General features: G+C 68.3%; 20 protein-coding genes. 14 read left to right on the plus strand and 6 right to left on the minus strand.

The window, feature by feature from the left end; all coding sequences use genetic code 11:
* The first annotated feature begins 87 nt into the window (after positions 1 to 87).
* From bamA to ACSQ19_RS02235, 10 genes are all read left to right on the plus strand, one after another.
* Positions 88 to 2568 (plus strand): outer membrane protein assembly factor BamA, encoded by a 2481-nt coding sequence (gene bamA, locus ACSQ19_RS02190; protein WP_435999697.1) that lies wholly within the window; start codon positions 88 to 90, stop codon positions 2566 to 2568.
* A gap of 117 nt (positions 2569 to 2685) precedes the next feature.
* A complete protein-coding gene (gene lpxD, locus ACSQ19_RS02195) occupies positions 2686 to 3705 on the plus strand; it encodes a UDP-3-O-(3-hydroxymyristoyl)glucosamine N-acyltransferase (RefSeq protein ID WP_435999699.1) in 1020 nt (339 codons plus the stop codon).
* Entirely contained in the window at positions 3705 to 4160 is a 456-nt protein-coding gene (fabZ, locus tag ACSQ19_RS02200) for a 3-hydroxyacyl-ACP dehydratase FabZ (protein WP_296280365.1), read from the plus strand. The genes lpxD and fabZ overlap by 1 nt, the downstream gene beginning before the upstream one ends.
* Before the next feature lies 1 nt (position 4161).
* Positions 4162 to 4950 carry an acyl-ACP--UDP-N-acetylglucosamine O-acyltransferase gene (gene lpxA, locus ACSQ19_RS02205; RefSeq protein WP_435999701.1) on the plus strand — a complete coding sequence of 263 codons (789 nt, stop codon included), beginning with the start codon at positions 4162 to 4164 and terminating at the stop codon, positions 4948 to 4950.
* Entirely contained in the window at positions 4950 to 6131 is a 1182-nt protein-coding gene (lpxB, locus tag ACSQ19_RS02210) for a lipid-A-disaccharide synthase (RefSeq protein ID WP_435999703.1), read from the plus strand. Before lpxA ends, lpxB begins: the two co-directional genes overlap by 1 nt.
* Before the next feature lie 147 nt (positions 6132 to 6278).
* The gene (gene rnhB / locus ACSQ19_RS02215) at positions 6279 to 6884 is read left to right on the plus strand and encodes a ribonuclease HII (RefSeq protein ID WP_296280359.1); all 606 of its coding nucleotides are present in this window, start codon (positions 6279 to 6281) and stop codon (positions 6882 to 6884) included.
* Positions 6885 to 7028: 144 nt separating this feature from the next.
* Positions 7029 to 7436 (plus strand): hypothetical protein, encoded by a 408-nt coding sequence (locus ACSQ19_RS02220; RefSeq protein WP_296280358.1) that lies wholly within the window; start codon positions 7029 to 7031, stop codon positions 7434 to 7436.
* A 181-nt stretch (positions 7437 to 7617) separates the two neighbouring features.
* Positions 7618 to 11175 carry a DNA polymerase III subunit alpha gene (gene dnaE / locus ACSQ19_RS02225; RefSeq protein ID WP_435999706.1) on the plus strand — a complete coding sequence of 1186 codons (3558 nt, stop codon included), beginning with the start codon at positions 7618 to 7620 and terminating at the stop codon, positions 11173 to 11175.
* Between the two features lie 96 nt (positions 11176 to 11271).
* Entirely contained in the window at positions 11272 to 12231 is a 960-nt protein-coding gene (locus ACSQ19_RS02230; protein ID WP_435999708.1) for an acetyl-CoA carboxylase carboxyltransferase subunit alpha, read from the plus strand.
* Positions 12232 to 12244: 13 nt separating this feature from the next.
* Positions 12245 to 12937: a transglycosylase domain-containing protein gene (locus tag ACSQ19_RS02235; protein ID WP_435999710.1), complete on the plus strand. Its 693-nt coding sequence runs from the start codon at positions 12245 to 12247 to the stop codon at positions 12935 to 12937.
* Between the two features lie 22 nt (positions 12938 to 12959).
* On the opposite strand, the gene ACSQ19_RS02240 is transcribed toward ACSQ19_RS02235, so the two are convergent.
* On the minus strand, positions 12960 to 15779 hold the full coding sequence (locus tag ACSQ19_RS02240) for a di-heme oxidoredictase family protein (RefSeq protein ID WP_435999712.1): 2820 nt from the start codon (positions 15777 to 15779) through the stop codon (positions 12960 to 12962).
* 239 nt (positions 15780 to 16018) lie between these two features.
* On the opposite strand from ACSQ19_RS02240, the gene ACSQ19_RS02245 reads away from it, so the two are divergent.
* A complete protein-coding gene (locus ACSQ19_RS02245) occupies positions 16019 to 16771 on the plus strand; it encodes a tetratricopeptide repeat protein (protein WP_296280350.1) in 753 nt (250 codons plus the stop codon).
* 6 nt (positions 16772 to 16777) lie between these two features.
* Here the strand turns inward: ACSQ19_RS02245 and lepB are convergent, their stop codons facing one another.
* On the minus strand, positions 16778 to 17326 hold the full coding sequence (lepB, locus tag ACSQ19_RS02250) for a signal peptidase I (RefSeq protein ID WP_435999714.1): 549 nt from the start codon (positions 17324 to 17326) through the stop codon (positions 16778 to 16780).
* 232 nt (positions 17327 to 17558) lie between these two features.
* On the minus strand, positions 17559 to 18503 hold the full coding sequence (locus ACSQ19_RS02255; protein ID WP_435999716.1) for a GAF domain-containing protein: 945 nt from the start codon (positions 18501 to 18503) through the stop codon (positions 17559 to 17561).
* A gap of 123 nt (positions 18504 to 18626) precedes the next feature.
* Between ACSQ19_RS02255 and tilS the strand changes: the two genes are divergently transcribed.
* From tilS to ACSQ19_RS02270, 3 genes are read left to right on the plus strand one after another with little or no spacing between them, the layout of a single operon-like run.
* Positions 18627 to 19928, plus strand: a complete 1302-nt coding sequence (gene tilS, locus ACSQ19_RS02260; RefSeq protein WP_435999718.1) for a tRNA lysidine(34) synthetase TilS — start codon at positions 18627 to 18629, stop codon at positions 19926 to 19928.
* Positions 19929 to 19977: 49 nt separating this feature from the next.
* Positions 19978 to 20238 carry an exodeoxyribonuclease VII small subunit gene (locus tag ACSQ19_RS02265; RefSeq protein ID WP_435999720.1) on the plus strand — a complete coding sequence of 87 codons (261 nt, stop codon included), beginning with the start codon at positions 19978 to 19980 and terminating at the stop codon, positions 20236 to 20238.
* On the plus strand, positions 20228 to 21106 hold the full coding sequence (locus ACSQ19_RS02270) for a polyprenyl synthetase family protein (protein ID WP_435999722.1): 879 nt from the start codon (positions 20228 to 20230) through the stop codon (positions 21104 to 21106). Before ACSQ19_RS02265 ends, ACSQ19_RS02270 begins: the two co-directional genes overlap by 11 nt.
* Before the next feature lie 52 nt (positions 21107 to 21158).
* Here ACSQ19_RS02270 and ACSQ19_RS02275 read toward each other — a convergent pair whose 3' ends face one another.
* From ACSQ19_RS02275 to pmbA, 3 genes are all read right to left on the minus strand, one after another.
* Positions 21159 to 21521: a DUF4870 domain-containing protein gene (locus ACSQ19_RS02275; protein WP_299342773.1), complete on the minus strand. Its 363-nt coding sequence runs from the start codon at positions 21519 to 21521 to the stop codon at positions 21159 to 21161.
* Between the two features lie 161 nt (positions 21522 to 21682).
* A complete protein-coding gene (locus ACSQ19_RS02280; protein WP_296280339.1) occupies positions 21683 to 22060 on the minus strand; it encodes a DUF4870 domain-containing protein in 378 nt (125 codons plus the stop codon).
* Positions 22061 to 22184: 124 nt separating this feature from the next.
* Entirely contained in the window at positions 22185 to 23543 is a 1359-nt protein-coding gene (gene pmbA, locus ACSQ19_RS02285) for a metalloprotease PmbA (RefSeq protein WP_435999725.1), read from the minus strand.
* Between the last annotated feature and the right edge of the window lie 69 nt (positions 23544 to 23612).

The following is a 23612-nucleotide window of genomic DNA, read 5'->3' on the forward strand; positions in this document are numbered from 1 at the left end:
GCCGCCACCCTTTCCCTGGCAACACCCCGGACCGCTGCCCTGCAGTCCACTCCTGCCCCGCAGGAACCACCCCAACCGGATGTAACGATGACGCGACTGCCTTCCCGCCGCCTGCTTGCCCTCGCCCTGGCTTCGGCCATCGCCATGCCGGCACTGGCCCAGACGACGGAACCCGCTGCCGCGCCCGTGGCCGCCGCGCCGTCGAGCAGCGCATCGTTCACCGCGACGGATATCCGCATCGATGGCCTGCAGCGCATCTCGACCGGCACCGCGCTGACCTACTTGCCCATCGAGCGTGGCGACGTCGTCACCTCCGCCAGCGTGGCCGAGTCGATCCGTGCGCTCTACAAGACCGGCTTCTTCGAAGACGTCAAGCTCGACCGCCAGGGCGACATCCTGGTGGTGACGGTCACCGAGCGCCCCGCCATCAACAAGCTGACGCTGACCGGCAACAAGGACATCAAGACGGAAGACCTGATGACCGGCCTGAAGGACATCGGCCTGTCCGAGGGCGAAACCTTCGACCGCCTGAGCCTGGACCGGGTGACCCAGGAGCTGGTGCGCCAGTACAACAACCGCGGCAAGTACAACGTCGACATCACGCCGACCGTGAGCCCGCTGGACCGGAACCGCGTGGACGTCACCATCGCGGTCAAGGAAGGCAAGGCCGCCAAGATCAAGCACGTCAACGTCGTGGGCGCGGAGAAGTTCGAGACCGAAGACCTGCTGGAGAACTGGGAATCCAAGGAGTCGAGCTGGCTGTCCTGGTACCGCCGCGACGACCAGTATTCCAAGGAAAAGCTATCCGGCGACATGGAGCGCCTGAATTCCTGGTACCTGGACCGCGGCTACGTGGACTTCAACATCGACTCCACCCAGGTGTCGATCAGTCCCGACAAGCGCGACATGTTCATCACCGCCGGCATCACCGAAGGTGAGCAGTACAAGATCTCCGACGTGAAGGTCACCGGCGACACGGTGCTGCCGAAGGAAGAGATCGAGAAGCTGGTGATCGTGAAGCCGGAACAGACGTTCTCGCGCATCCTGCTGGAAATGACGTCCGATTCGATCACCTCGACGCTGGGCAACATCGGCCACGCCTTCGCGCAGGTCACGCCGATCCCGACCATCGATCGCGAAAACCGCACCGTCGCCATCAACCTGCAGGTCGTGCCGGGTCCGCGCGTCAACGTGCGCCGCATCCTCTTCAAGGGCAATACGCGCACGTCCGACGAAGTGCTGCGCCGCGAGATGCGCCAGTTCGAAGGCAGCTGGTTCTCGCAGGTGGCCGTCGACCGCTCGCGCGTGCGCCTGCGCCGCCTGGGCTATTTCGAGACGGTCGATGTCGAGACCACCCCGGTGCCGGGAACGTCCGACCAGGTCGACGTGGTCTTCAACGTCAAGGAAACCACGTCCGGCAGCTTCGTGTTCGGCCTGGGTTATTCCCAGCTCTCCGGCCTGACCACCTCCATCCAGCTGTCGCAGAACAACTTCCTCGGCGGCGGCAACCGCGTATCGGTGGAAGCGCAGCGCAGCGATTACCTGCAGCGCTATTCGTTCTCGTACACCAACCCGTTCTTCACCGACGAAGGCATGTCGCTGGGCTACAACCTGTGGTGGCGCGAGTTCGACTACTCGGACTTCAATACCGCGCAGTACTCGACCACCAGCGCCGCGGCACAGGGTGTGCTGGGCCTGCCCATCACCGAGAACGACACCGTCTCGCTGCTGTTCGGCGTCGACAGCAATGAAATCCTGACCTTCGGCGGATCCACGCCGTCTTCGATCATCGACTACATCAATGCCGTCGGCCAGCGCACCTTCCATGCCTGGCGCACGGAGCTTGGCTGGGCGCGCGACACGCGCAACGACTACTTCATGCCGACGGGCGGCACCTACCAGCGCGTGTCGGCGGAAATCGCGCTACCGGGTTCCACGGTCGAGTACTACAAGCTCAACTACGAGTTCTCCAAGTACTGGTCGATCAGCCCGGCGCTGGTGCTGAACACGCGTGCCGAGATCGGCTACGGCGACAGCTACGGCTCCGACATCTACCGGTACATCTGCCGCGCGAACGGCTCGGATCCGCAGATCCCAGGCCAGGGCACCACCACGCCGCCGGCCGCGGATGGCACGTGTGCGGATGGCGGCACCCTGGACCGCACCCTGGTGGCAACCGGCCTGCCGTTCTTCGAGAACTTCTATGCCGGCGGTACGCGCTCGGTGCGTGGTTTCCGCGACAACACGCTGGGTCCGCGCTCGGAGGTCATCTCGGGCTATCGCGGCCAGCCGCTGGGTGGCTCGCTGAAGACCACCGGCTCGGTGGAACTGATCTTCCCGAAGCTGTTCGATTCCAACGCGGCGCGTATCGCGGCGTTCTTGGACTTCGGCAACGTGTTCGACGGCGTGGACAACTTCGACGCCGGCCAGTTGCGCGCCTCCACGGGCATCTCGCTGCTGTGGCGCGCGCCGGTCGGTCCCATCTCGATCAGCTACGCCTTCCCGATCAAGAAGGAAGAGGGCGACGAGCTCGAGCGGTTGCAGTTCACCTTCGGCGGCGCGTTCTGACGCGGGCTTCCGGTCCGGCATGACGACCTGACGGGGGGGCGCAAGCTCCCCGTCTTCGTTTCCACCATACGCCCCCGTGGAGCGGTTCCAGGGCGGTGGGGCTAAACTACGCGCCCTATGACCCTGCCCTCCTTCACTTCCGGCGACTTGGCCGCCCGCTTCGGACTGGAGCTGCGCGGCGACGCCGGCCTGCCCATCGAGGGCGTGGCGACACTGGCGCGTGCCGAGCCGGGCCAGCTGGCGTTCCTCGCCAACAGCCGCTATCGCGCGCAGCTGGCGGACAGCCGGGCCAGCCTGGTGGTGCTGCGTGCCGAGGACGCCACCGATGCGGCCGGCACCGTGCTCGTCGCCAAGGACCCCTACACCGCGTTCGCGAAGATGGCGGCGCTGTTCGAACACAAGTCCGCCCGCGCACCCGGCATCCACCCGAGCGCGGTGGTCGATCCCAGCGCGCGGATTGCGCCGGGCGCGCACGTCGGCCCCTTCGTCGTGGTCGGCGCACGCAGCACGCTCGGCGAAGGCAGCGTGCTGGGCCCGGGCTGCATCGTCGGCGACGACTGCGTGGTCGGCGATGGCTGCGAACTGGTCGCGCGCGTCACCCTGGTCACGCGCGTGCGCCTGGGCCAGCGCGTCCTGGTCCATCCAGGCGCCGTGATCGGCGCCGACGGCTTCGGCTTGGCGATGGACAGCGGGCACTGGATCAAGGTGCCGCAGCTGGGCGGCGTGGTGATCGGGGACGATTGCGAAATCGGGGCGAACACCACCATCGACCGCGGCGCGCTGGACGATACCGTGCTGGAGGAAGACGTCCGCCTCGACAACCAGATCCAGATCGGCCACAACGTCCGCATCGGTGCGCACACGGCGATGGCCGGGTGCAGTGCCGCCGCCGGCAGCGCACGCATCGGCCGCTATTGCCTGATCGGTGGGGCGGCAGGCGTGCTCGGCCACCTCGAGATCTGCGACCGCGTGGTGGTCACCGCCATGTCGCTGGTGACCAGCTCGATCACCGAACCCGGCGAATACTCGAGCGGCACGCCGCTCACCGACAACCGTACCTGGCGCAAGAACGCCGCGCGCTTCAAGCAACTGGACGCCTTGGCACGACGCGTGCTGGCGGCCGACAAGGAAACCTGATGACCCTGGACCTGCAACTGCCCGTCGACTCGGCCACCATCCGCCAACTGCTGCCGCACCGCTACCCGTTCCTGCTGGTCGACCGCGTGGTGGAGTTCGAGAAGGACAAGCGCGTGCTGGCGTACAAGAACGTCACCCAGAACGAGCCCTTCTTCACCGGCCATTTCCCGGACCGCCCGATCATGCCCGGCGTGCTGATCATCGAGGCACTGGCGCAGGCCGGCGGCCTGCTGACGCAGCTTTCGCACCAGGGCGACACTGCAGGACGGATGTTCTACATGGTGAAGGTGGAAAACGCGCGCTTCACCCGCATGGTGGTGCCCGGCGACCGGCTGGACCTGGATGTCACGCTGAAGCGGCTGATCCGCAACATGGCCTTCTACACCGGCGTGGCGTCGGTCAACGGCGAACAGGTCGCCTGCGCCGACGTACTGTGCGCCGAGGACACCCGCTGAGATGAGCGCCCCCACCGCCATCCATCCCAGCGCGGTCGTCGATCCCGGCGCGATGCTGGGTGAAGGCGTGCGCATCGGTCCGTTCGCCTACGTCGGTCCCGAGGTCGAGATCGGCGACGGCACGGTGATCGGCCCGCATTGCTCCGTCACCGGGCCGACGCGGATCGGCCGCGACAACCATTTCGTCGGCCATGCCGCGATCGGGGGCGACCCGCAGGACAAGAAGTTCAAGGGCGAGCGGGTGGAACTCGTCATCGGCGACCGCAACCAGGTGCGCGAATTCGTCACCGTGAACCGCGGCACCGGCACCGGCGGAGGCATCACCCGTGTCGGCAGCGACAACATGCTGCTCGCCTATACGCACGTGGCGCACGACTGCATCGTCGGCAACCACTGCGTGTTCTCCAACAACTCGACGCTGGCCGGCCACGTCACGATCGAGGACTGGGTGATCATGAGCGGATTCGCCGGCGTGCACCAGTTCTGCCGCGTCGGCGCCCACGCGTTCATCGGCATGGGCGTGCTGCTCAGCGGCGACGTGCCCCCGTTCACGATGGTGGCCGGCGACGCGGCAGGGCGTCCGCGCGGCATCAACAGCGAAGGCCTCAAGCGGCGTGGCTTCGATGCCGAACGCATCGCCGCCATCAAGCGCGCCTACCGCACGCTGTACGTCGCCGGCCTGCCCCTGGCGGAAGCCAAGCAACAGCTCGCCGAACAGGCGCAGGCCAGCGAAGACGTCAAGGCGCTGCTGCACTTCATCGACAGCGGCGAACGGCCGTTGCAGCGCTGATGGACGCGACACCCGCGGCCCGGCCGCTCCGCATCGCGCTGTGCGCGGGCGAAGCATCCGGCGACGGCCTCGGGGCCGGACTGATCGCTGCGTTGAAACAGCGTTTCCCGCACGCCGAATTCGCCGGGATCGGGGGCGACGCGATGCGCGCCGCCGGCGCCGATACCTGGTGGGACGCGGGCGAACTCGCCGTGATGGGCCTGGCCGAGGTCCTGCGCCATCTTCCCCGCCTGCTGAGATTGCGCAGGGCGTTCCGTCAACGCGTGCTGGACTGGAAACCCGACGCCTACGTCGGCATCGACGCGCCCGACTTCAACCTGGGCATCGAGCGCTGGTTGAAGATGCGCGGCGTGCGCACCGTGCACTACGTCAGTCCTTCGGTGTGGGCGTGGCGCGAGAAGCGCGCCGAGAAGATCGGCCTCAGCGCGGATCGGGTGCTCTGCCTGTTCCCGATGGAACCGCCGATCTACGCCCGACATGGCATCGATGCGCGCTTCGTCGGTCATCCGATGGCGGACGACATTCCCCTGCACCCCGATCGTGCGGCAGCACGCGCTGCGCTCGGCCTGCCACTCGATGCCCCGGTCCTCGCCGTGCTGCCCGGTAGCCGCCTTGGCGAAATCGGTCGCCTGGCGCCGGACTTTTTCGAGGCGGCACGCCGCGTCGCCAGCCAGATGCCCGGCCTGCAGATCGTGGTACCGGCCGCCAACGCCGCCTGCCGCCGGGCCCTGGAAACACAGCTCGCCGCGCAGGGCGTCGACACGGCATGGCGCCTGCTCGACGGCCGTGCACGCGAGGCGATGATCGCCAGCGATGTCGTCCTGCTCGCTTCGGGCACTGCGACACTGGAAGCCATGCTCTGCAAGCGGCCGATGGTGGTCGGCTATAGGATCGCACCGTTGACCTACCGCATCGTCAAGGGACTGGGCCTGCTGAAGGTCGAGCGCTACGCCCTGCCGAACGTGCTGGCAGGCGAGGACATCGCGCCGGAGGTGATGCAGGACGACTGCACGCCGGAAGCGTTGTCCTCCGCCGTCCTCCACTGGTTCCTCGAGCCCGAGGCCGTCGCCGGCCTTCAGCCTGTCTACCAGCGGTTGCACGCGCAGTTGCGCCAGGATGCGTCAGCGAGTGCCGCCGAGGCGGTGGCGGAGTTGATCGGTCCCCCTGCAGGAGCGACGTAAGTCACGACCGGCCACCATGATTTCTGCTGCCTCCGCATCGCCCGACGGACAAGGCCCCTCCGCACCCTCTCATGCAGTGGGGAACATCCGCGTGGATGTCGTTTCCGCGGTCGCGACTGACGTCGCTCCTACAAGGAGCATTTCACGATGACCTCGGCGTCACTGTTCCCGGATCCTGTCGTCCGTCTGGTTGCCGGTGTGGACGAAGCAGGTCGGGGACCCCTCGCGGGGCCCGTGGCGGTTGCAGCCGTGATCCTCGACGCGTCGCGCCCCATCGAAGGCCTGAACGATTCCAAGCAACTCAGCGAAGCCAGGCGCGAGGCGCTGTTCCCGCTGATCCAGGAGCGCGCGCTCGCTTGGCGGGTCGTCTTCGTCGAGCCCGACGAGATCGACCGGCTCAACATCCTGCAGGCCACGCTGGAAGGCATGCGCCGTGCCATCGCGGCGCTGCAGCCGCTGCCGGAGCTGGTCCGCATCGATGGCAACCGCGCGCCGAAGGGACTGGGCTGCATGGCCGAGACGCTGGTGGGCGGCGATGCCATCGAGCCGGCGATCATGGCGGCGTCGATCCTGGCGAAGGTCTCGCGCGACCGGCTGATGGTGCAATTGCACGCCACCTTCCCGCAGTACGGCTTCGATGTGCACAAGGGGTATCCCACGCCCGCGCATCTCTCCGCACTGACGCAGCACGGCCCCTGCGTCCACCACCGGCGCAGCTTCGCGCCCGTGCGCGAGGCCTTCAACCGGCGCTGACGCGCGGACCACCGCGCATGACCACCGGCACGGTGTCCATCGTCACGGTGGCTTCCTGCAGGCGCGTCCGTGCCCACGCGCCGGCACCATGGCCCTGCATCCTGCACCCCCTGCGCAGGAGCCTCTTCCCCCATGAGGTGCGCCATGAGCCTGCCCGATCCCATTCCCGTCGCGTCCGCCCCGCCCCATCCCGTTGAAGATGCACGCGTGCAGTTGCTGCGCAGCCTGCTGGCGGACCGCGACTGGACGCAGTCCCCGATTCTTCGCGCCCGGCTGCAGCACGCAGCGGCGCTGCTTCGGAACGCGGACGCCCATCCGCTGGACGAAGCCACCTGGCTGCTGGTCGCCGACGAAACCGCGCGCTATCTGGATTTCCGCCGCCTGCGCAGCCTCGAAGCGCAACTGCAGGGGTGCGCACCCGACGCGCTGCATTACACCCGTGCCGACTGGGAAGCCGCGCGCACCGCCGAAGCCGCGCTGGAATCCCACCTGCGCCACGTCCGCTTCAGCAGCTATGTCCCGGAACCGGTGCCGATGTTCCGGATCCACTGACACTCCGGCGTCGCCCACGCAGCGGCGCCCACCCCACCCGACCCCTCGGGTTTTCCCCTGAGCCGCCTTCCCCGGGCGGCTTTTTTTCGTCCCCGCCGGCCCGTTCCGCGCACCCGGAATGTCAAGCCTTGCCCCACCCCACCCCCGCCGGTACGCTGCCCCGACAGTACCCCGAGTCGGCATGTCTTCCCGTTTCGTCCACCTCCACCTGCACACCGAGTTCTCGCTTGCGGATTCGATCATCCGCGTGCCCGAGAAACCGGATCATGCCGACCCGAAGAAGGCCAAGCAGGCCAACCTGCTGAGCCGGGCGGTGGAACTGGGCATGCCGGCACTGGCGGTGACGGACCGCAACAACCTGTTCGCCTTGGTGAAGTTCTACAAGGCCGCCGAGGGCGTGGGCATCAAGCCCATCGCCGGCGCGGACCTGCTGGTGGCCGACGGCAACGACGCGCCGTGGCCGGTGACGCTGCTGTGCCGCGACCGGGAGGGTTACCTGTCGCTGTCGCGCCTGCTGTCGCGCGCATGGATGGAAGGCCATCGCACCGATGGCGTCGCCATCGATCCCGATTGGCTGCGCCACGACCACCAGGGCCTGTTCGCGATCATGGGTCGCCAGAGCCTCGCGGGACGCCTCGCGCTGACCGGTCGCCATGATCTGGCGGAACAGCACTTGGCCGACTGGCAGCGCGCCTTCGGCGACGACCTGCACCTGGAACTCACGCGGACGCAGCGCGACGGCGAAGAGGCGTTCAATGCGTTCGCGCTGCACGCCGCCAGTGCGCGCAGCCTGCCGGTGATCGCCAGCAACGATGTGCGGTTCCTGTCGCCGGATGATTTCGACGCACACGAAGCACGCGTGTGCATCGCCTCCGGCCGCGTGCTGGACGATCCCAAGCGGCCGCGCGAATACAGCGCCGAGCAGTACATGAAGTCGGCCGACCAGATGGCCGCACTGTTCGCCGATGTCCCCGACGCGATCGACAATACGCTGGCGCTGGCGCAGCGCTGCAACATCGAGATGCGGCTGGGCACGTACTTCCTGCCTGCGTATCCGGTGCCGGACAACGAAACGCTCGACAGCTGGATCCGCAGCCAGTCGCACGACGGCCTGAAGGCGCGGCTGGAGAAGAATCCGCTCGCGCCCGGCCATACGCGCGAGGACTACGAGCGGCGGCTGGACTTCGAGCTCGACACCATCTGCAAGATGGGCTTTCCCGGCTACTTCCTGATCGTGGCCGACTTCATCCAGTGGGGAAAGAACCACGGGATCCCGATCGGACCGGGTCGCGGTTCCGGTGCCGGCTCGCTGGTGGCATGGGCGCTGCAGATCACCGACTTGGACCCGCTGCCGTACGGGCTGCTGTTCGAGCGCTTCCTCAACCCGGAACGCGTGTCGATGCCCGACTTCGACATCGACTTCTGCATGGACCGGCGCGACGAGGTGATCGACTACGTCGCGCGCAAGTACGGCCGCGACCGCGTCAGCCAGATCATCACCTACGGCACGATGGCGGCGAAGGCCGTGGTGCGCGACGCCGGCCGCGTGCTCGGATTCCCGTACGGGCTGGTCGACGGCGTCGCCAAGCTGATCCCGAACATCCTGGGCGTGTCGCTGAAGGATGCGATGGGCGAAGGCAGCAGCGAAGCCGCGTCGCAGGAGTTGATCGACCGCTACCGCGACGAGGACGACGTCCGCGACCTGATCGACCTCGCGCGCCAGCTGGAAGACCTGACGCGCAATGCCGGCAAGCACGCCGGCGGCGTGGTGATCGCGCCGTCGCCGCTGTCGGACTTCTGCCCGCTGTTCGCCGAACACGACGAAGGCGGTCGCGGCAAGAATCCGGTCACCCAGTTCGACAAGGACGACGTGGAGGCCGTCGGCCTGGTGAAGTTCGACTTCCTGGGCCTGCGAACGCTGACCATCATCGACTGGGCGGTGAAGGCGATCAACGAACGGCATGCCCGCGCGGGCGTGCCGCCGGTCGACATCACCACCATCCCGCTCGACGACGCCAGCGTCTACCGCGACGTATTCGCCAACGGCAACACCGGCTCGGTGTTCCAGTTCGAATCCACCGGCATGCGGCGGGCCCTGAAGGAAGCCAAGCCGGACCGCTTCGAGGACCTGATCGCGCTGAATGCGCTGTACCGGCCCGGCCCGATGGACATGATCCCGTCGTTCGTCGAGCGCAAGCACGGCCGCGAGGAATTCGAGTATCCCGACCCGCGCACGCGGACCATGCTGGAAGAGACCTACGGCATCATGGTCTACCAGGAGCAGGTCATGCAGATGGCGCAGATCGTCGGCGGCTATTCGCTGGGTGGCGCCGACCTGCTGCGGCGTGCGATGGGCAAGAAGGTGCCGGCCGAAATGGCCAAGCACCGCGAGATCTTCCGCGAGGGCGCCGCCAAGGGCGGCGTGGAAGAGCGCAAGGCCGATGAAATCTTCGACCTGATGGAGAAGTTCGCCGGCTACGGCTTCAACAAGTCGCATGCCGCCGCGTATTCGCTGGTCGCCTACCAGACGGCGTGGCTGAAGAAGCACTACCCGTCCGAGTTCATGGCCGCCACGCTGTCGTCGGACATGGACAAGACCGAGAAAGTCGTCGGCTTCCTCGATGAAGCGCGCGGCCTGGGCCTGAACGTGCTGCCGCCGGACGTGAACCATTCGGACTTCATGTTCGTCGCTACCGACGCCAACACCATCCGCTACGGGCTGGGCGCGGTGAAGGGCGTCGGCCAGGGTGTGTGCGAGAGCATCGTCGAGGCGCGCAAGGACGGCGGGGACTTCCGCGACCTGTTCGATTTCTGCAAGCGCGTCGATTCCTCCAGGCTCAACAAGCGCGCGCTGGAAGCGCTGATCAATGCCGGTGCGCTCGACGCGCTGGGCCGCAACCGCGCCTCGCTCGCGCTGCAGCTGCCGGAGGTGCTGAAGGCCATCGACCAGATCAGCAAGAACCGCAATGCCGGCATCGTCGACATGTTCGGTTCCAGCAGCGGCGGCGACGACATCCACGTGGAGCTGCCGGTCACGGACGAATGGCCGCTGATGCAGGTGCTGCACGGCGAACGCGAGACCCTGGGCCATTATCTCAGTGGCCACCCGATGGACCCGTATCGCGACGACCTTCGCTCGCTGGTCGGCAACGACCTCAGCGAGCTGGACCGCATCTGGTCCAGTTCGTCCGGCGGCGACAAGAAGGGTTGGCGTCCCGAAGTGAATGCCATCGTCGCGGGCCAGGTGGTGGGCATCCGCCGCAAGGGCGACAGCCAGGTCTTCGTGCAACTGGAAGACGGTCGTGGCCGCATCGAATGCAGTGCGTTTTCCGATGCGCTGGCGGAGTTCGGCGCGCTGATGACGCGCGATCGCGTGCTGGTCATCAAGGGTGGACTGCGCGAGGACGAGTTCAGCGGTGGCTACAGCCTGCGCATCCGACAGGTGTGGGACTACGCCCAGCTCTGCCAGCAGCACGCGCAGCGCCTGCAGCTGCGGCTGGACCTGCGCGTGCCCGGCCTGTGGGAGCGCGTCGATGCGCTGCTGTCGCGCCACCGCCCGGGCGGCACGCCCCTGCGCCTGGACCTGCTGATGGCGACCGACGGCGCCGCCATCGCCGGCATGCTGGACCTCAACGGCCAGAAGGCCGTGCGCGTGGATGCCGAACTGCTCGATGCCCTGCGCGCGATGCCGGGCGTGCGCGCGGCCAAGCCCGCTTTCAGCCGTCCTTGGGCGAACTGACGCGCTGCGCGTGCGCGATGGCGGCCCTACCCCCCCGTACGTGACCGCTGGAGCGCTTCGGCTACACTTTCCCCCTTTCCGGCCCATGGCCCGCAGATGAACCCGAACTACCTCGATTTCGAACAGCCCATCGCCGATCTGGAAGCCAAGATCCAGGACCTGCGCGCCGCCAGCACGGGCCCGGCGGTGAATGTCGATGCCGAGGTCCATGCGTTGCAGGACAAGCTGCGCGTGCGCACGGCACAGATCTTCCGCGACCTGTCGCCGTGGCAGGTATCGCAGCTGGCGCGCCATCCGGCGCGCCCTTACACGCTGGACTACATCAGGGTCTTCTGCGACGAGTTCCAGGAACTGGCCGGCGACCGCGCGTTCGCGGACGACTCCGCCATCGTCGGCGGCCTGGGCCGCATCGACGGCCGCAGCGTGATGATCATCGGCCACCAGAAGGGGCGCGACACCAAGAGCAAGATCGCGCGCAACTTCGGCATGCCGCGTCCCGAGGGTTATCGCAAGGCGCTGCGCCTGATGAAGATGGCCGAGCGCTTCAAGCTGCCGCTGCTGACCTTCATCGATACGCCGGGCGCATACCCGGGCGTGGGCGCGGAAGAGCGCGGGCAATCGGAAGCCATCGCCCGCAACCTGCTGGAAATGGCCGAACTGAAGATCCCGATCATCTGCACGGTGATCGGCGAAGGCGGCAGCGGCGGCGCGCTCGCCATCGGCGTCGGCGACCGTACGCTGATGCTCGAGTACGGCACCTATTCGGTGATCTCGCCGGAAGGCTGCGCGTCGATCCTCTGGAAAGACGCCGCCAAGGCCAAGGACGCGGCCGAACAACTGGGCCTGACCGCCAAGCGCCTGCATGGCCTGGGCCTGGTCGACAAGGTCGTTCGCGAGCCCATCGGCGGCGCGCATCGCAACCCGCGCCAGATGGCGGTCCGCCTGAAGGCCGTGCTGCTCAATGAGCTGGATGCGCTGGACCAGTTGCCGGTCGATCAGTTGCTGCAGAAGCGCTACGAGCGCCTGCGCGGCTACGGCGCCTACGAAGCGGCCTGAGTCCGCACGGGGGATGGCCTGGCTCAGAGCCACCCTCGGGACCCTGCTGGCAGTTGCGACACTCGTCACGGGGTTCTGCTTCGGTCTGCATGCCTACGGCGCTTCCGGACTTCCCGACGACCTCGATCCGAATCGCTACCGCGCTACGCCGGCGTTGCGAGCGCTTTATCTGGACGTTGAAGCAGGCGCCATCGAGGACGTGCCACGCCTCAACCCCGTCAGCATCTGGGGCTACTCGCTCTGGCACTACTCGGGCCGGCAACGCGAACCCCTCGGTCACCAGCTGCGACTGCTCGGCCGTGCAGGACGTGCTCTGGTGATACGACAAGATGCAGGTCAGTCGGCCGCTACGCGCTGGCACCTCACCCAACTGGCGGCCACGACTCACGTCAGTCGCACCTGGAGCATCGGACGGATGGTCGACACGGTGTTGGCGGAGAGCGGATTCGGCCGCAACGCCCGGGGCATCGAACAGGCGGCGCAGGCCTGGTACGGCCGACCGCTGGCCGATCTGGTGCCCGAGGAACGCGTTTTGCTGATCGCGCTAATGAAAGGTCCGTCGTATTACGACCCCGCATGTCGTCCGGAACGCTTCGCCAACCGTTATCGCCACCTCGCGGCGAAGGCCGGAGGATTCGATGCCGATACCGCGCTACCGCGTGCGTTGGCGCGACTGTCGATGCAGGGCTGTCCCGGCCGGCGCTGATCGCCGGCAGGACAGCGCGGGGTCACAACGACCTGAGGAAATCCACCAGCGCACGCCTGTCCTCGGCGCTCATCGCCTCGAACCGCTGCTTCGCCGCCGTCCCCTGTCCGCCATGCCACAGCACGGCCTCCTCCAGCGTGGCGGCGCGACCGTCGTGCAGGTAGCGCACGTTCGGATCGATGCTGGACGCAAGGCCGAGGCCCCACAGCGGCGCGGTCCGCCACTCTCGGGCGGTGGCGCGGCCTTCGACGTAGGTGTCGGCCAGGTCCGGCCCCATGTCGTGCAGCAGCAGGTCGGTGTACGGCCGGATGGTCTGGTAACGCAGTTCGACGAACCGGTGGTGGCCCGTGCGCAGTGCCGGGACGTGGCAGGTGCTGCATCGCGCGGCGTCGAAGAGCTGCGCACCGCGTTTCACGCGCAGCTGCCGGGCGCGCGCCTGGGCGTCCTGTTCCAGCGGATTGTCGAAGTCGCGTCGCGGCGGCACGCCCAACAGACTCAGGTAGAGCGTGGTGTGGTGGATGTCGGCCGCCGTCAGTCTTGCGCTGCCGTTGTCGACCTGTGCACACGCCGTGCCCTGGCTGCCGCGTGCGCATTCCAGCGACGGCATCAGCGGTGTCGTGACGCCCATGTCGGTGTTGAGCGCGAGCGATGTCTGCTGTTCCAGCGTCGCCGTGCCCGCTTTCCAACCGAACCGTCCGACGCGGCTGAGTCCCGCATCGCGCGCATCGGCCACCACCTGCAGCCGCCCGGCGGCCCCATCGGGATCACCCTGCTGCGCCAGCGCCAGTCGCTCCAGCTGCTGCTCGGGGACGGCTTCCAGCAGACCCAGGCCGATCAGCGAGGGCGCCACGCGTACCGACAGCGCCGTCGGCATCGCCAGCGGCTGACCGGCACGGTCGCGCAGCGCATAGGTCGGGCGGCGCAGCACATAACCGCTGCCATCGGCATAGCGGCCCGGAAGCTCAGTGTACCCGGTGAGCACCAGTTCGGCTTCGCGCCCGTCGAGGTTGGCGCCGGCTTCGCGATAGGTGCCCTGCTGCAGGCGCAAGCCGAAGCGTGCATCCGGCGCCTGCGTGCCCGCACCCGCCACCCCGACGAACACGCCCAGGCGATTCAGCGGCGCGCCGACCACGGGCGAACTGCGGCCATTGCCGGTGTGGCAGTCGACGCAGCGCGTCTGCGAGAAGCGCGGCGCCGCCTTGCCGGCATGCGCAGCGAAGACGGTGTTGCTCTCCTCGGAATGGCGACCGCTGGCGAACGAGGTATGGATCAGCCGGCGTCCTTCGGCCCACGACTGCATGTTGTAGCCGGCGATGTTGTGCGACGCCTGCTGCAGCATGCGGAACGGCTCGCTGGAGGTGTCCTCGTGCAGCGTCATCCACGGACCGGCACTGAGTGCTTCGCCCGGCATGGCCAGCGAGTCCAGCGGACGCTGCACGCCGTAGCCGGGCCCGCGGAACCAGGACACGATGCCGTGCGATCCCGCTCGGTAGACCAGCGCTTCGGCGTAGTAGTTGAAGCGCCCGATGAGGTCGGGATTGCCGGCCAGGAAGATGCCCAGCTCGAACTCCACCAGGTCGCCCTTGCGCAGCGGCCGGTGCGATTCGTTGGCGGCGGTGCGGATCTCCTTGACCAGCACGAAGGCGTTGCCCGGCGTGCCGGCCGGCGGCGTGTAGTTGCTGCCGGGGTCCTGCCCGAGCTGCGCGTAGCCGGTGATCGGCGTCTGCCCGACCACGCCGCCAGGCAGCAGCTTCATGCCGCCGTTGTCCGCGTACAGCGCGACCGAGGTAGGCGCCAGCGGATCCTCGCTGCGCCGGCCGATGTAGCCGTGCCGGAAATTGGTGCCGTACCAGTAGTGCTGCGGCCTGACCACGATGGTCAGGATGCGCTGCTCGCCCGACGTGCCGGGCACCGCATCGTCGTGGATGACGATCTCGTGCGTGCGCCGTTCGAAATACTGCGGCGGGAACACCTGGTAGCTGTCGTCGACGATGGGTTCGCGCGCATGGCGATCGCGCACGCGGCCACCGACGTGGGTCACCAGGGTACCGTCGTCCTGCGTGTAGAGGACCGGTGCGGCATCGTCGGGCCAGAGGAGCGGCTGGTAGGTGGCCGAGGGCGGCACCGGCCGCGGCGGCGGCAACAGCGGCTGCGTGCCGTTCTGCCGCACCGCCTCGGGCTCGCCCGCGCCCAGGTGGAACTGCTGTGCCGGCACCGCGGCGCACGCGAGCTGCTCAAGTACGGCGCCCGCCGCGGTGGACGCGGCGGTGATGCCCAGGCACTTTCCGCTGTTGACGTTGACGACGCGGTACCGGTCGCTGGTGTCGATCCGCTGCAGGCGGAATCGCTGCGCGCCGCTGCCGTTGTCCTCCCACTGCTGCACGATGACGTGGTCGGCGCCCGATCCTGCGGGAATGTCGGCGGACTTCTGTGTGGCCAGGTTGCGCAGTCGGTACTGCCCTGTCGTCGTCTCGGCGATATCGAAGAATTGCCGGTGCAGCGTGGCATCGCAGACCGATTGCACCAGCGGGGTGCCGTTGGCGGCACTCCCCTCCCGGACCTCGATGCACAGACCGCTCGCCACGCTCACGATGCGATAGCGGCCGGACGGGACCGGGTCGATATTGATGTTCTGCGGCGGAGCGGCCTGCGCTTCGGCGGACGCCGTCGTGGCCGTGCCACCGGCCATCCCCGCCGGGGAGGCCGACGCGACGCGCGCGCGACTCCAGAACGGCGCGTCGTCCGTGTCGTCGGACGGTGCGGAGCAGGCGGTCAGCGCCATGACGGCCAACACGGAAAACACCGGCGCGCGGCGGCGCCGGACGAACACGGGCAAAGGCATCGGGTACCGACTCCAGGGGACGCGTGGGGAACGTCGGCGGCACGCTCGCCTCATTCCCCGAAACGGGCGCGCGCCATCCGATGGTCGGACGCGGCATCGTCGCAGAGCGTTCGCCCGCACTGCTGTGACCGGCGCCGCACATCATGGTGCGAGGCGCATGCGGCCGGCCGGCGCCCTGCGCTGGCGCCGGTCAAGCGGATGGCCGATGCTTGGCGCTCCGCCGCCACTTCCATTACCGCATGAGCCCACTCCTGCTGCTGACCTATGCCGTCCAGATCGCGTGCTGCGTGCACGTGGTGCGCACCGGTCGCCCCCTCTACTGGGTCTTCATCCTGCTGGTCTTCCCGTTCCTGTCGGCCATCATCTATTTCATCGCCGAGATCCTGCCCGACCTGCGCCACAGCCCGTCCGCCCGCCGCACCGTGCGCAACGTGCGCAACCGCATCGACCCCGAGCGCGACCGCCGCGACGCCGCCAGGCTGCTCAAGGCGGCAGACACGCCGGAGAACCGTCGCCGGCTGGCCGACGAAAGCCTGCGCAGCGGCGACTACGCACAGGCCGCCGAACTGTACGAACAGGCGCTCAAGGGCCTGTACGCCAGCGATCCCGACCTCATGCTGGGACTGGCGAAGGCGCAGTTCGGCCTGGGCGAGTCGGCGAAGGCGCGTGCCACGCTGGATGCCCTGATCGCGGCCAATCCCGGCTTCCGTTCCGTCGACGGCCATCTGCTGTACGCGCGCACCGTGGAAGACACCGCCGATGCCGCCGCCGCGATCCACGAGTACGAGGCCGTGGTGCAGGGCTATCCGGGCGAGGAGGCGCGGGCGCGTTTCGGCCTGCTGCTCAAGCGCCAGGGCGAGCATGCCCGCGCACGCAGCGTGTTCCAGGAGATCCTCGACCGCTCCGACGCCGCGCCGCGCTACTACCAGCGCGAGCAGCGGGACTGGATCGAGGTGGCGAAACGGGAGCTGGCCACGTTGCCGCACGCCTAGATCGCGTCAGAACAGCCCCACGACCTTGCCGGTGATGTCCTCGCGCCGGGTCATGGGTTGCATCCGGCTGTCCACGCTGTTGTCGCGATTGTCGCCCATCATGAAGTAGTGCCCCTGGGGCACCCTGACCGGCGCGAACGCGAGGGCGTAGCCCGTGCGCACGTTCTGCGCCGCGACGTACGGCTCATCCAGCGCAACACCGTTGATGTGCACCTTGCCGTCGACGATCCCGACCCATTCGCCGGGCAGCCCGACGACGCGCTGTAGCCACACCTGGCCCGCGTGTTCGGGCACAAGCAACGTCACCACGTCACCGCGCTGCGGACGATGGCGGGTGTAGTAGCCGGCGCGTGTCACCAGCACCTGGCCGGGCACGATGCCGGGCAGCATGCTGGACGAAGGCACACGGTACAGGCCGTGCCCCAGGACGCGCTGTCGCGGATCGATCGAGCGCGCACCGAACGGATTGAAGGCGTACATCGCCAGCGACACCGCCGGGATGAGGATCATCAGCGCCACCAGCACGCGGGCGATGGAACGGCGAAGGCGGGACATGCTTCCCCAGCGGCGGGACCGATGACGAGCATGCCGCAGATCGCCGCACCCCGCACGCGTGGCCATGGGCCTCGCCCGATGGCGGGCGGAGATCTCCGTCCGCACCGCGGATCCGCCGCGCATCGGGTGAACCCGCGGCATGCCCGCCACCCGCGCCTGGCCGCATCGGCGCCATGGGTTGCGAAACCCTGCGCACGGTGGACGCGGGCGCCGTCCCGCGGCCCAGTCCTCGTCAGGCAGCGCGCCTGTCGGAGACCGTATCCTTCTGCCGACTGAGGTCTTCTTCCGCACGAAGGTAGACAAGATGCATGGCCTCGCCCGGCAGGGCGGTGGCGGCCCCCACGAGCATCGACAGTCCCTCACGCTGTCCGGCACGTCGCGCCGCGTCGCGAAGCGCATCCACGCGCGCATCCGCCTGCTCACCGTGGAGCAGCACGACGTACTCGGCACTGCCGGTGACCCGACCGACGTGATCGCCCCGTGCGGGCTGCACACAGGCATCGAAATCCGTCCCCAGCCCCTCCAGCTTCCGCTCCAGCACCCGTTCCCCCAACCGCCGCACGGCGTCCGCCATGCCTTGCAGCTCGATGATGGCTACCGTGAACGCAGGCGCGTCCGCCGTATCGGTGACCACCGCGGGCGTGCCGGCCTGGAGCGCAGCGAGCGCCGATGCGTCGTGCTCTGCCCTGTGCGCGTCCAGCAGCGCCATCGTGACGCGTGCGAGCGACCGCAACGAGGCCTTCTGCTGGCCACTGAGCCGGCGGGGCTGCGTGTCGACCACGCAGACGGTCCCGATCGCCTCACCGTTGCCGGTCACCAGCGGCATGCCGGCATAGAAGCGCGCCTTGATGTCGCCGGTCACGATGGGGAAGTCGGTGAAGCGCGCATCCTCGCTCAGGTCCTGCACCTCCAGCAGGTCCTCCGGATGCCGGATCGCATGGTCGCAGACGGCGGTATCCCGCGTGGTCTGGTGGTCATCCAGTCCGAGGCGTGCCTTGAACCACTGGCGATCCCGGTCGATCAGCGAGACCACCGCGATGGGCGTGCCGCAGAGCGCCGCGGCGAGCGTCACCAGGTCGTCGTACACCGTGGCAGGTAGGGTATCCAGCACGTGGTAACGGTCGAGCGCGTGCTGTCGCCGGGTTTCCGCAAGGGATGAGGCCGTGGACGCTGTCATGCGTTCTCCTTCGTTTCGGTGACGCGATCATCCTCGCCCGTGGCCGGTTCACACACCGTCAACGCGCCGTCGATCGCGGTGTGACCGGCTGCACATCGCACGCTTCGCCGCTAGCATGCACGCATGCAGCACCCTGCCCTTCCTTCGCTCGCCCTGTCGCCGTCGCCGGTCGCGGGCCGGGTGTGGGTGGCGTTCAGTGGTGGACGGGATTCGACGGTGTTGCTGCACCGGCTGGCACAGGATCCGGACGTACGCGCGCGAGGACTGCAGGCGATCCATGTCCATCACGGACTGCAACCGCAGGCCGACGCATGGGCAGCGCATTGCGAAACGACGTGCCGGGCACTCGGCGTGCCGTTACAGGTGCACCGCGTGCACGTCGATACCTCGCGGGGCGAAGGCCCGGAGGCCGCGGCACGGCGCGCACGGCATGGCGCCTTCGCGTCGGCCATGTCGCCCGGCGACCTCCTGGCGACCGCACACCATCGCGAAGACCAGGCTGAAACGTTCCTGCTGCGCGCCCTTCGCGCGTCCGGCCCTGAAGGACTCGCGGCCATGCGACCGTGGCGCGCATTCGGGCCGGGGTGGCAATGGCGTCCGCTGCTGGATACACCGCGCGCCCTGCTGGAGGCGTACGCCGACGCCCACGCGCTGCGGTGGATCGACGATCCCAGCAACGAAAGCACGGCATTCGACCGCAACTTCCTGCGGCACACGGTGATGCCCCTGCTGCGGCAGCGTTGGCCGCACACCGATGCCGCGTTTGCGCGCAGCGCCGCGCTGAGCGCGGCGGGCGCAGACCTGCTGGCGCAACAGGATCGCGCACTGCTGGCCCGCGCGGCCACGGCAGACCCTGCGGCGCTCCGCGTCGCCACGCTGCGGTCGGAGGATGCTCGCGCGCGTGCCCGCGCGCTGCGGCGATGGATCGAAACGCTGTCGCTGCCTTCCTTGCCTGCGCAGGGCGTGGCGCAGATCGAGGCGCAGTTGCTGACCGCGCGCGACGATGCGCAGGCGGAATTCGCTTGGCAGGGCGCGGTGGTGAGGCGCTGGCGCGGCCTGCTGCATGCCGAACGCCTCCGCACTGCGCTGCCCGGCACGTGGCAGGCAACGTGGGATGGCAACGTCCCCCTCACCCTGCCCGATGGCGGAACGCTAACACTGGAGGGTGAGGGAGAGCCCATCGCCCCCCGTCTCCGACTGACCGCGCGCCGGGGTGGCGAGCGCATCGCCCTGCCCGGCCGCGCGCACCGGCATGCGCTGAAGGACGTGCTGCAGTCGTGCGGCGTCCCGCCCTGGGAGCGGCGCCAACTGCCGCTGCTCTGGCAGAGCGACGAGCTCTGGGCCGCCGGCGACCTCGTCCTCTCCGCCGGATGCGACGCCTGGCTGCGCGACCGCGACCGCCGCCTGGTGTGGCGACGCGGCTGAGCCCACCGGGCGGTTTGACCTGACCGCACGCGATCCCCACACTTGCCCCATGGCAAAGAAGACCCCCGCAGGAGCCTCACCCGTCGCCCATTTCGAGCAGTCGCTGGATGAGCTCGAGCAACTGGTCGAGAAGATGGAACACGGCGACCTCAGCCTGGAAGCTTCGCTTGCGGCCTATGAGCGTGGCGTCGGACTGTACCGGCAGTGCCAGGCGGCACTCGAGCAGGCCGAGTTGCGCGTGCGCCTGCTGACCGATCCGGAACAGCCGGAGAACGGCGAACCCTTCGCACCCGCGCCCGATGGCCGCTGAGCCGCGTCTCGCGGCGTGGGCCGCAGCGCTGGAAGACCACTTGGACCGCGCACTGCCGCCGTCCGACGCCGCCCCGCACCGCCTGCATGCCGCCATGCGCCATGCCGTGCTCGGCGGCGGCAAACGCATGCGCGCACTGCTGGTCTATGCCAGCGGCACGCTGCTGCAGGCGGATGAAGCCACCCTGCATGCGCCCGCGATCGCGGTGGAACTGGTCCACGCCTATTCGCTGGTCCACGACGACCTGCCGGCGATGGACGACGACGACCTGCGTCGCGGCAAACCCACCGTGCATGTCGCCTTCGACGAGGCCACCGCCATCCTCGCCGGCGACGCGCTGCAGACGCGCGCATTCGAACAACTGGCGGACGCCGACGTCGACGCCGCGCTGAGCGTGGCATGGATGGGCACCCTGGCGCGGGCCTCCGGCGCCGCCGGCATGTGCGGAGGCCAGGCGCTGGACATCGACGCCACCGGCACACGGCAGCCACTGGACGACCTGCAACGGATGCATGCGCTGAAGACGGGGGCACTGATCCGCGCCGCGGTCCGCATGGGGGCCTTGGCTGGCGCCGCCGACGCCGGCACGCTGGCGCGGCTGGATGATTTCGCCGATGCGCTGGGCCTCGCGTTCCAGGTACGCGACGACATCCTCGACATCGAAGCCAGTTCCGACCAGTTGGGCAAAACCGCCGGCAAGGACGTGGCGCAGGCGAAGTCGACCTATCCGGCGCTGCTCGGCATGGAAGGCGCGAAGGCGAAACTGAGGGAACTCGATGCGCGGATGCGCGAGGCGTTGTCGGTGTATGACGCTCGCGGCGACGCCCTTCGTTCACTCGGCGATCTCGCGATCCATCGTTCGCATTGAGTGACAAAAAAGCCCGGCGATGCCGGGCTTTTTCTTGCCGCGCGAAGGTCGCTTACTTGACCAGGCGCAGACCGAACGGAAACCGATACGCGGTCCCGTCCTTGGCCTTCAGCGCCGCGATGATGCACAGGATGAAGCTCGCGAGGCCGAGGGCCATGTACAGCAAGCTTCCCAGCACCGCCAACTTGGCCGACACCATGGCTAGCACGACCACCACGATCCACAGCAGGACGAAGGCGATGGTGACGGAGATCGCCCAGTTCAGCGCCTCGCTGGTCTGATCCTTGGCGAAAGGTCCCTTGTCCTTGAAGACCGCCCAACCGATCACCGCGCCGATGATGCCGAGGAAAGCGGTGAGCAGGTAGGTGATGAGGGCTGCGGAGCGTTCTTCCGGTGAAACGTTCGAGGTGGACATGCGAATTCCCTGTTGTGAGTCGGACGAACCGCGCGCCCGCTGCGTCGCTGATGCGACGCGCGCGCCGGGTCCGCGGGATTCTAGGTGCCTGTCCACCGCTTGACACCTAACAATAAAAAAGCCCGGCATGGCCGGGCTTTCCCATCACGCTTGGCGTGCGATCACTTGATCAGGCGCAGCGCGAACGGATAACGGTAGGACTCGCCATTGTTGGCCTTGATGCCCGCGATGATGCAGAGCACGAGATTGGCGATGCCGATCAGCGGCATCAGCAGCAGGCCGATCAGCACGAAGGCCAAGATCCAGGAGATCACGAACGCGATCAGCACGGTGATCTGGAAGTTCAGCGCTTCCTTGGACTGGTCGACGACGAAGCCCTTGGAAGCGTCGTCCTTGCTCACCAGCCAGATGACCAGCGCGCCGATCGGCCCGGTGATGATGCCCAGCAGGTGCCCCAGCAGCGACATCGTGCGCTGGTCCTGCGGTGCATCGCCCGTGGCCGGCGGCGGAGGTGCTGTGACGTTGTCGAATTCGCTCATCTGGATGATTCCCCGAAAGTGTTGTGGTGGGCGGTCGAGCGCCGCGATCCCCCGCAGCACTCCGCACGCCAAGCATAACGGGTAACGATGGCGCCGTCGGCCAGGGTCGCGCAGCCGCGCCCCGTCACTCGCCCGCGACGGTCATCCGGCCGACCAGGACAGAGCCGATGCCGACATGCGAGCGACGATCCACGTCGCGCCCCACCGCCTCGATGCCGGCGAAGATGGCCTTCAGGTTGCCGGCGATGGTGATGCCGTCGACCGGGTAGGCGAGCGTGCCGCCTTCCACCCAGAAGCCGGCCGCACCCCGCGAGTAATCCCCGGTCACGCCGTTCACCCCCTGCCCCATCAGCTCGGTGACCAGCAGTCCCGTGCGCATGCCCGCGAGCAGGTCCTCGAATCCTCCGGCGTTGGCCTGCACCTGCAGGTTGTGGACGCCACCGGCGTTGCCGGTGGTCTGCAGGCCGAGCTTGCGCGCCGAATAGCTTCCCAGCACGTAGCGCTCCAGCACGCCGTCGCGGATCAGATGCGAACGCTTCGTCGCCACGCCTTCGGCATCGAACGCCGCCGAGCGCAGCCCATGCGGCAACAGCGGCAGCTCCTCGATGGCGAACCAGTCCGGGAAGATCCGCTGGCCCACGTGGTCGAGCAGGAAGCTGGCTTTCCGGTACAGCGCGCCCCCCGATACCGCGCCGAGCAGGTGGCCGATCAGCGACCGGGCGACCTCAGCGGAAAACAGCACGGGATATGCACCCGTCGCCAGCGGCCGCGGCTGCAACCTGGAGACCGTGCGTTGTGCTGCCTTGCGCCCGATCGACGTTGGATCGTCCAGTTCCAGATGCGACAACGCCGTGCTGTACCAGCCGTCGCGCTGCATGCCATCGCCCTGTCCTGCGATCAAGGCGCAGCCGATCGTGTGCTGGGTCTCCCGCTCCCTGCCGACGAACCCGTGCGAATTCGCGTACACCGACAGGCTTTCGCCGCTGCCGACGGACGCGCCGTCGGAATTCTCGATGCGCGCGTCGGCCTCGCGTCCCGCCGCCTCGCAGGCCATCGCCAGGTCGACCGCGTGGTCCATCTCCAGCGCCCACGGATGCCAGACGTCGAGGTCGGGGGCATCGGACGCCATCAGCGCCGCATCGGCCAGCCCGGCTGCCTCGTCGTCCTCGGTATAACGGGCGATGGCGCAGGCCTGCGCCACCGTCGCTTCCAGGCTTTCCTCGCGCAGGTCGGCCGTACTGGCGCTGCCCTTGCGCTGCCCGAAGTACACGGTCACGCCGATACCGCGGTCGCGGGTCGACTCCACCGTCTCCACGTCGCCCAGGCGCACGCTGACGTTGAGGCCGGTCTCTTCGCTGCAACTGACCTCGGCTTGCGTGGCGCCTTGCGCCCGGGCGCGCTCCAGCAGGCGCAGCGACAGCGCTTCCAGGCGTTCGAGCCGGGCCAGGCTCTGGTCGGGGGACGTCAGGTCGGTGGCGTTCAATGCTTTATCCTTGTGTCCTGTGATCCGCGCCCGCAGGGCAGGATCGGATGAATCCAGGCGTCCGCGCGA

Source organism: Pseudoxanthomonas sp. LjRoot127 (genome assembly GCF_964253495.1).
Taxonomy (GTDB): Bacteria; Pseudomonadota; Gammaproteobacteria; order Xanthomonadales; family Xanthomonadaceae; genus Pseudoxanthomonas_A.

Excerpts from the sequence above, each read along its gene's own strand:
- bamA (WP_435999697.1), top strand. The coding sequence starts at position 88 with ATGACGCGACTGCCTTCCCGCCGCCTGCTTGCCCTCGCCCTGGCTTCG.
- lpxD (WP_435999699.1), top strand. The coding sequence starts at position 2,686 with ATGACCCTGCCCTCCTTCACTTCCGGCGACTTGGCCGCCCGCTTCGGA.
- fabZ (WP_296280365.1), top strand. The coding sequence starts at position 3,705 with ATGACCCTGGACCTGCAACTGCCCGTCGACTCGGCCACCATCCGCCAA.
- lpxA (WP_435999701.1), top strand. The coding sequence starts at position 4,162 with ATGAGCGCCCCCACCGCCATCCATCCCAGCGCGGTCGTCGATCCCGGC.
- lpxB (WP_435999703.1), top strand. The coding sequence starts at position 4,950 with ATGGACGCGACACCCGCGGCCCGGCCGCTCCGCATCGCGCTGTGCGCG.
- rnhB (WP_296280359.1), top strand. The coding sequence starts at position 6,279 with ATGACCTCGGCGTCACTGTTCCCGGATCCTGTCGTCCGTCTGGTTGCC.
- ACSQ19_RS02220 (WP_296280358.1), top strand. The coding sequence starts at position 7,029 with ATGAGCCTGCCCGATCCCATTCCCGTCGCGTCCGCCCCGCCCCATCCC.
- dnaE (WP_435999706.1), top strand. The coding sequence starts at position 7,618 with ATGTCTTCCCGTTTCGTCCACCTCCACCTGCACACCGAGTTCTCGCTT.
- ACSQ19_RS02230 (WP_435999708.1), top strand. The coding sequence starts at position 11,272 with ATGAACCCGAACTACCTCGATTTCGAACAGCCCATCGCCGATCTGGAA.
- ACSQ19_RS02235 (WP_435999710.1), top strand. The coding sequence starts at position 12,245 with ATGGCCTGGCTCAGAGCCACCCTCGGGACCCTGCTGGCAGTTGCGACA.
- ACSQ19_RS02240 (WP_435999712.1), bottom strand. The coding sequence starts at position 15,779 with ATGCCTTTGCCCGTGTTCGTCCGGCGCCGCCGCGCGCCGGTGTTTTCC.
- ACSQ19_RS02245 (WP_296280350.1), top strand. The coding sequence starts at position 16,019 with ATGAGCCCACTCCTGCTGCTGACCTATGCCGTCCAGATCGCGTGCTGC.
- lepB (WP_435999714.1), bottom strand. The coding sequence starts at position 17,326 with ATGTCCCGCCTTCGCCGTTCCATCGCCCGCGTGCTGGTGGCGCTGATG.
- ACSQ19_RS02255 (WP_435999716.1), bottom strand. The coding sequence starts at position 18,503 with ATGACAGCGTCCACGGCCTCATCCCTTGCGGAAACCCGGCGACAGCAC.
- tilS (WP_435999718.1), top strand. The coding sequence starts at position 18,627 with ATGCAGCACCCTGCCCTTCCTTCGCTCGCCCTGTCGCCGTCGCCGGTC.
- ACSQ19_RS02265 (WP_435999720.1), top strand. The coding sequence starts at position 19,978 with ATGGCAAAGAAGACCCCCGCAGGAGCCTCACCCGTCGCCCATTTCGAG.
- ACSQ19_RS02270 (WP_435999722.1), top strand. The coding sequence starts at position 20,228 with ATGGCCGCTGAGCCGCGTCTCGCGGCGTGGGCCGCAGCGCTGGAAGAC.
- ACSQ19_RS02275 (WP_299342773.1), bottom strand. The coding sequence starts at position 21,521 with ATGTCCACCTCGAACGTTTCACCGGAAGAACGCTCCGCAGCCCTCATC.
- ACSQ19_RS02280 (WP_296280339.1), bottom strand. The coding sequence starts at position 22,060 with ATGAGCGAATTCGACAACGTCACAGCACCTCCGCCGCCGGCCACGGGC.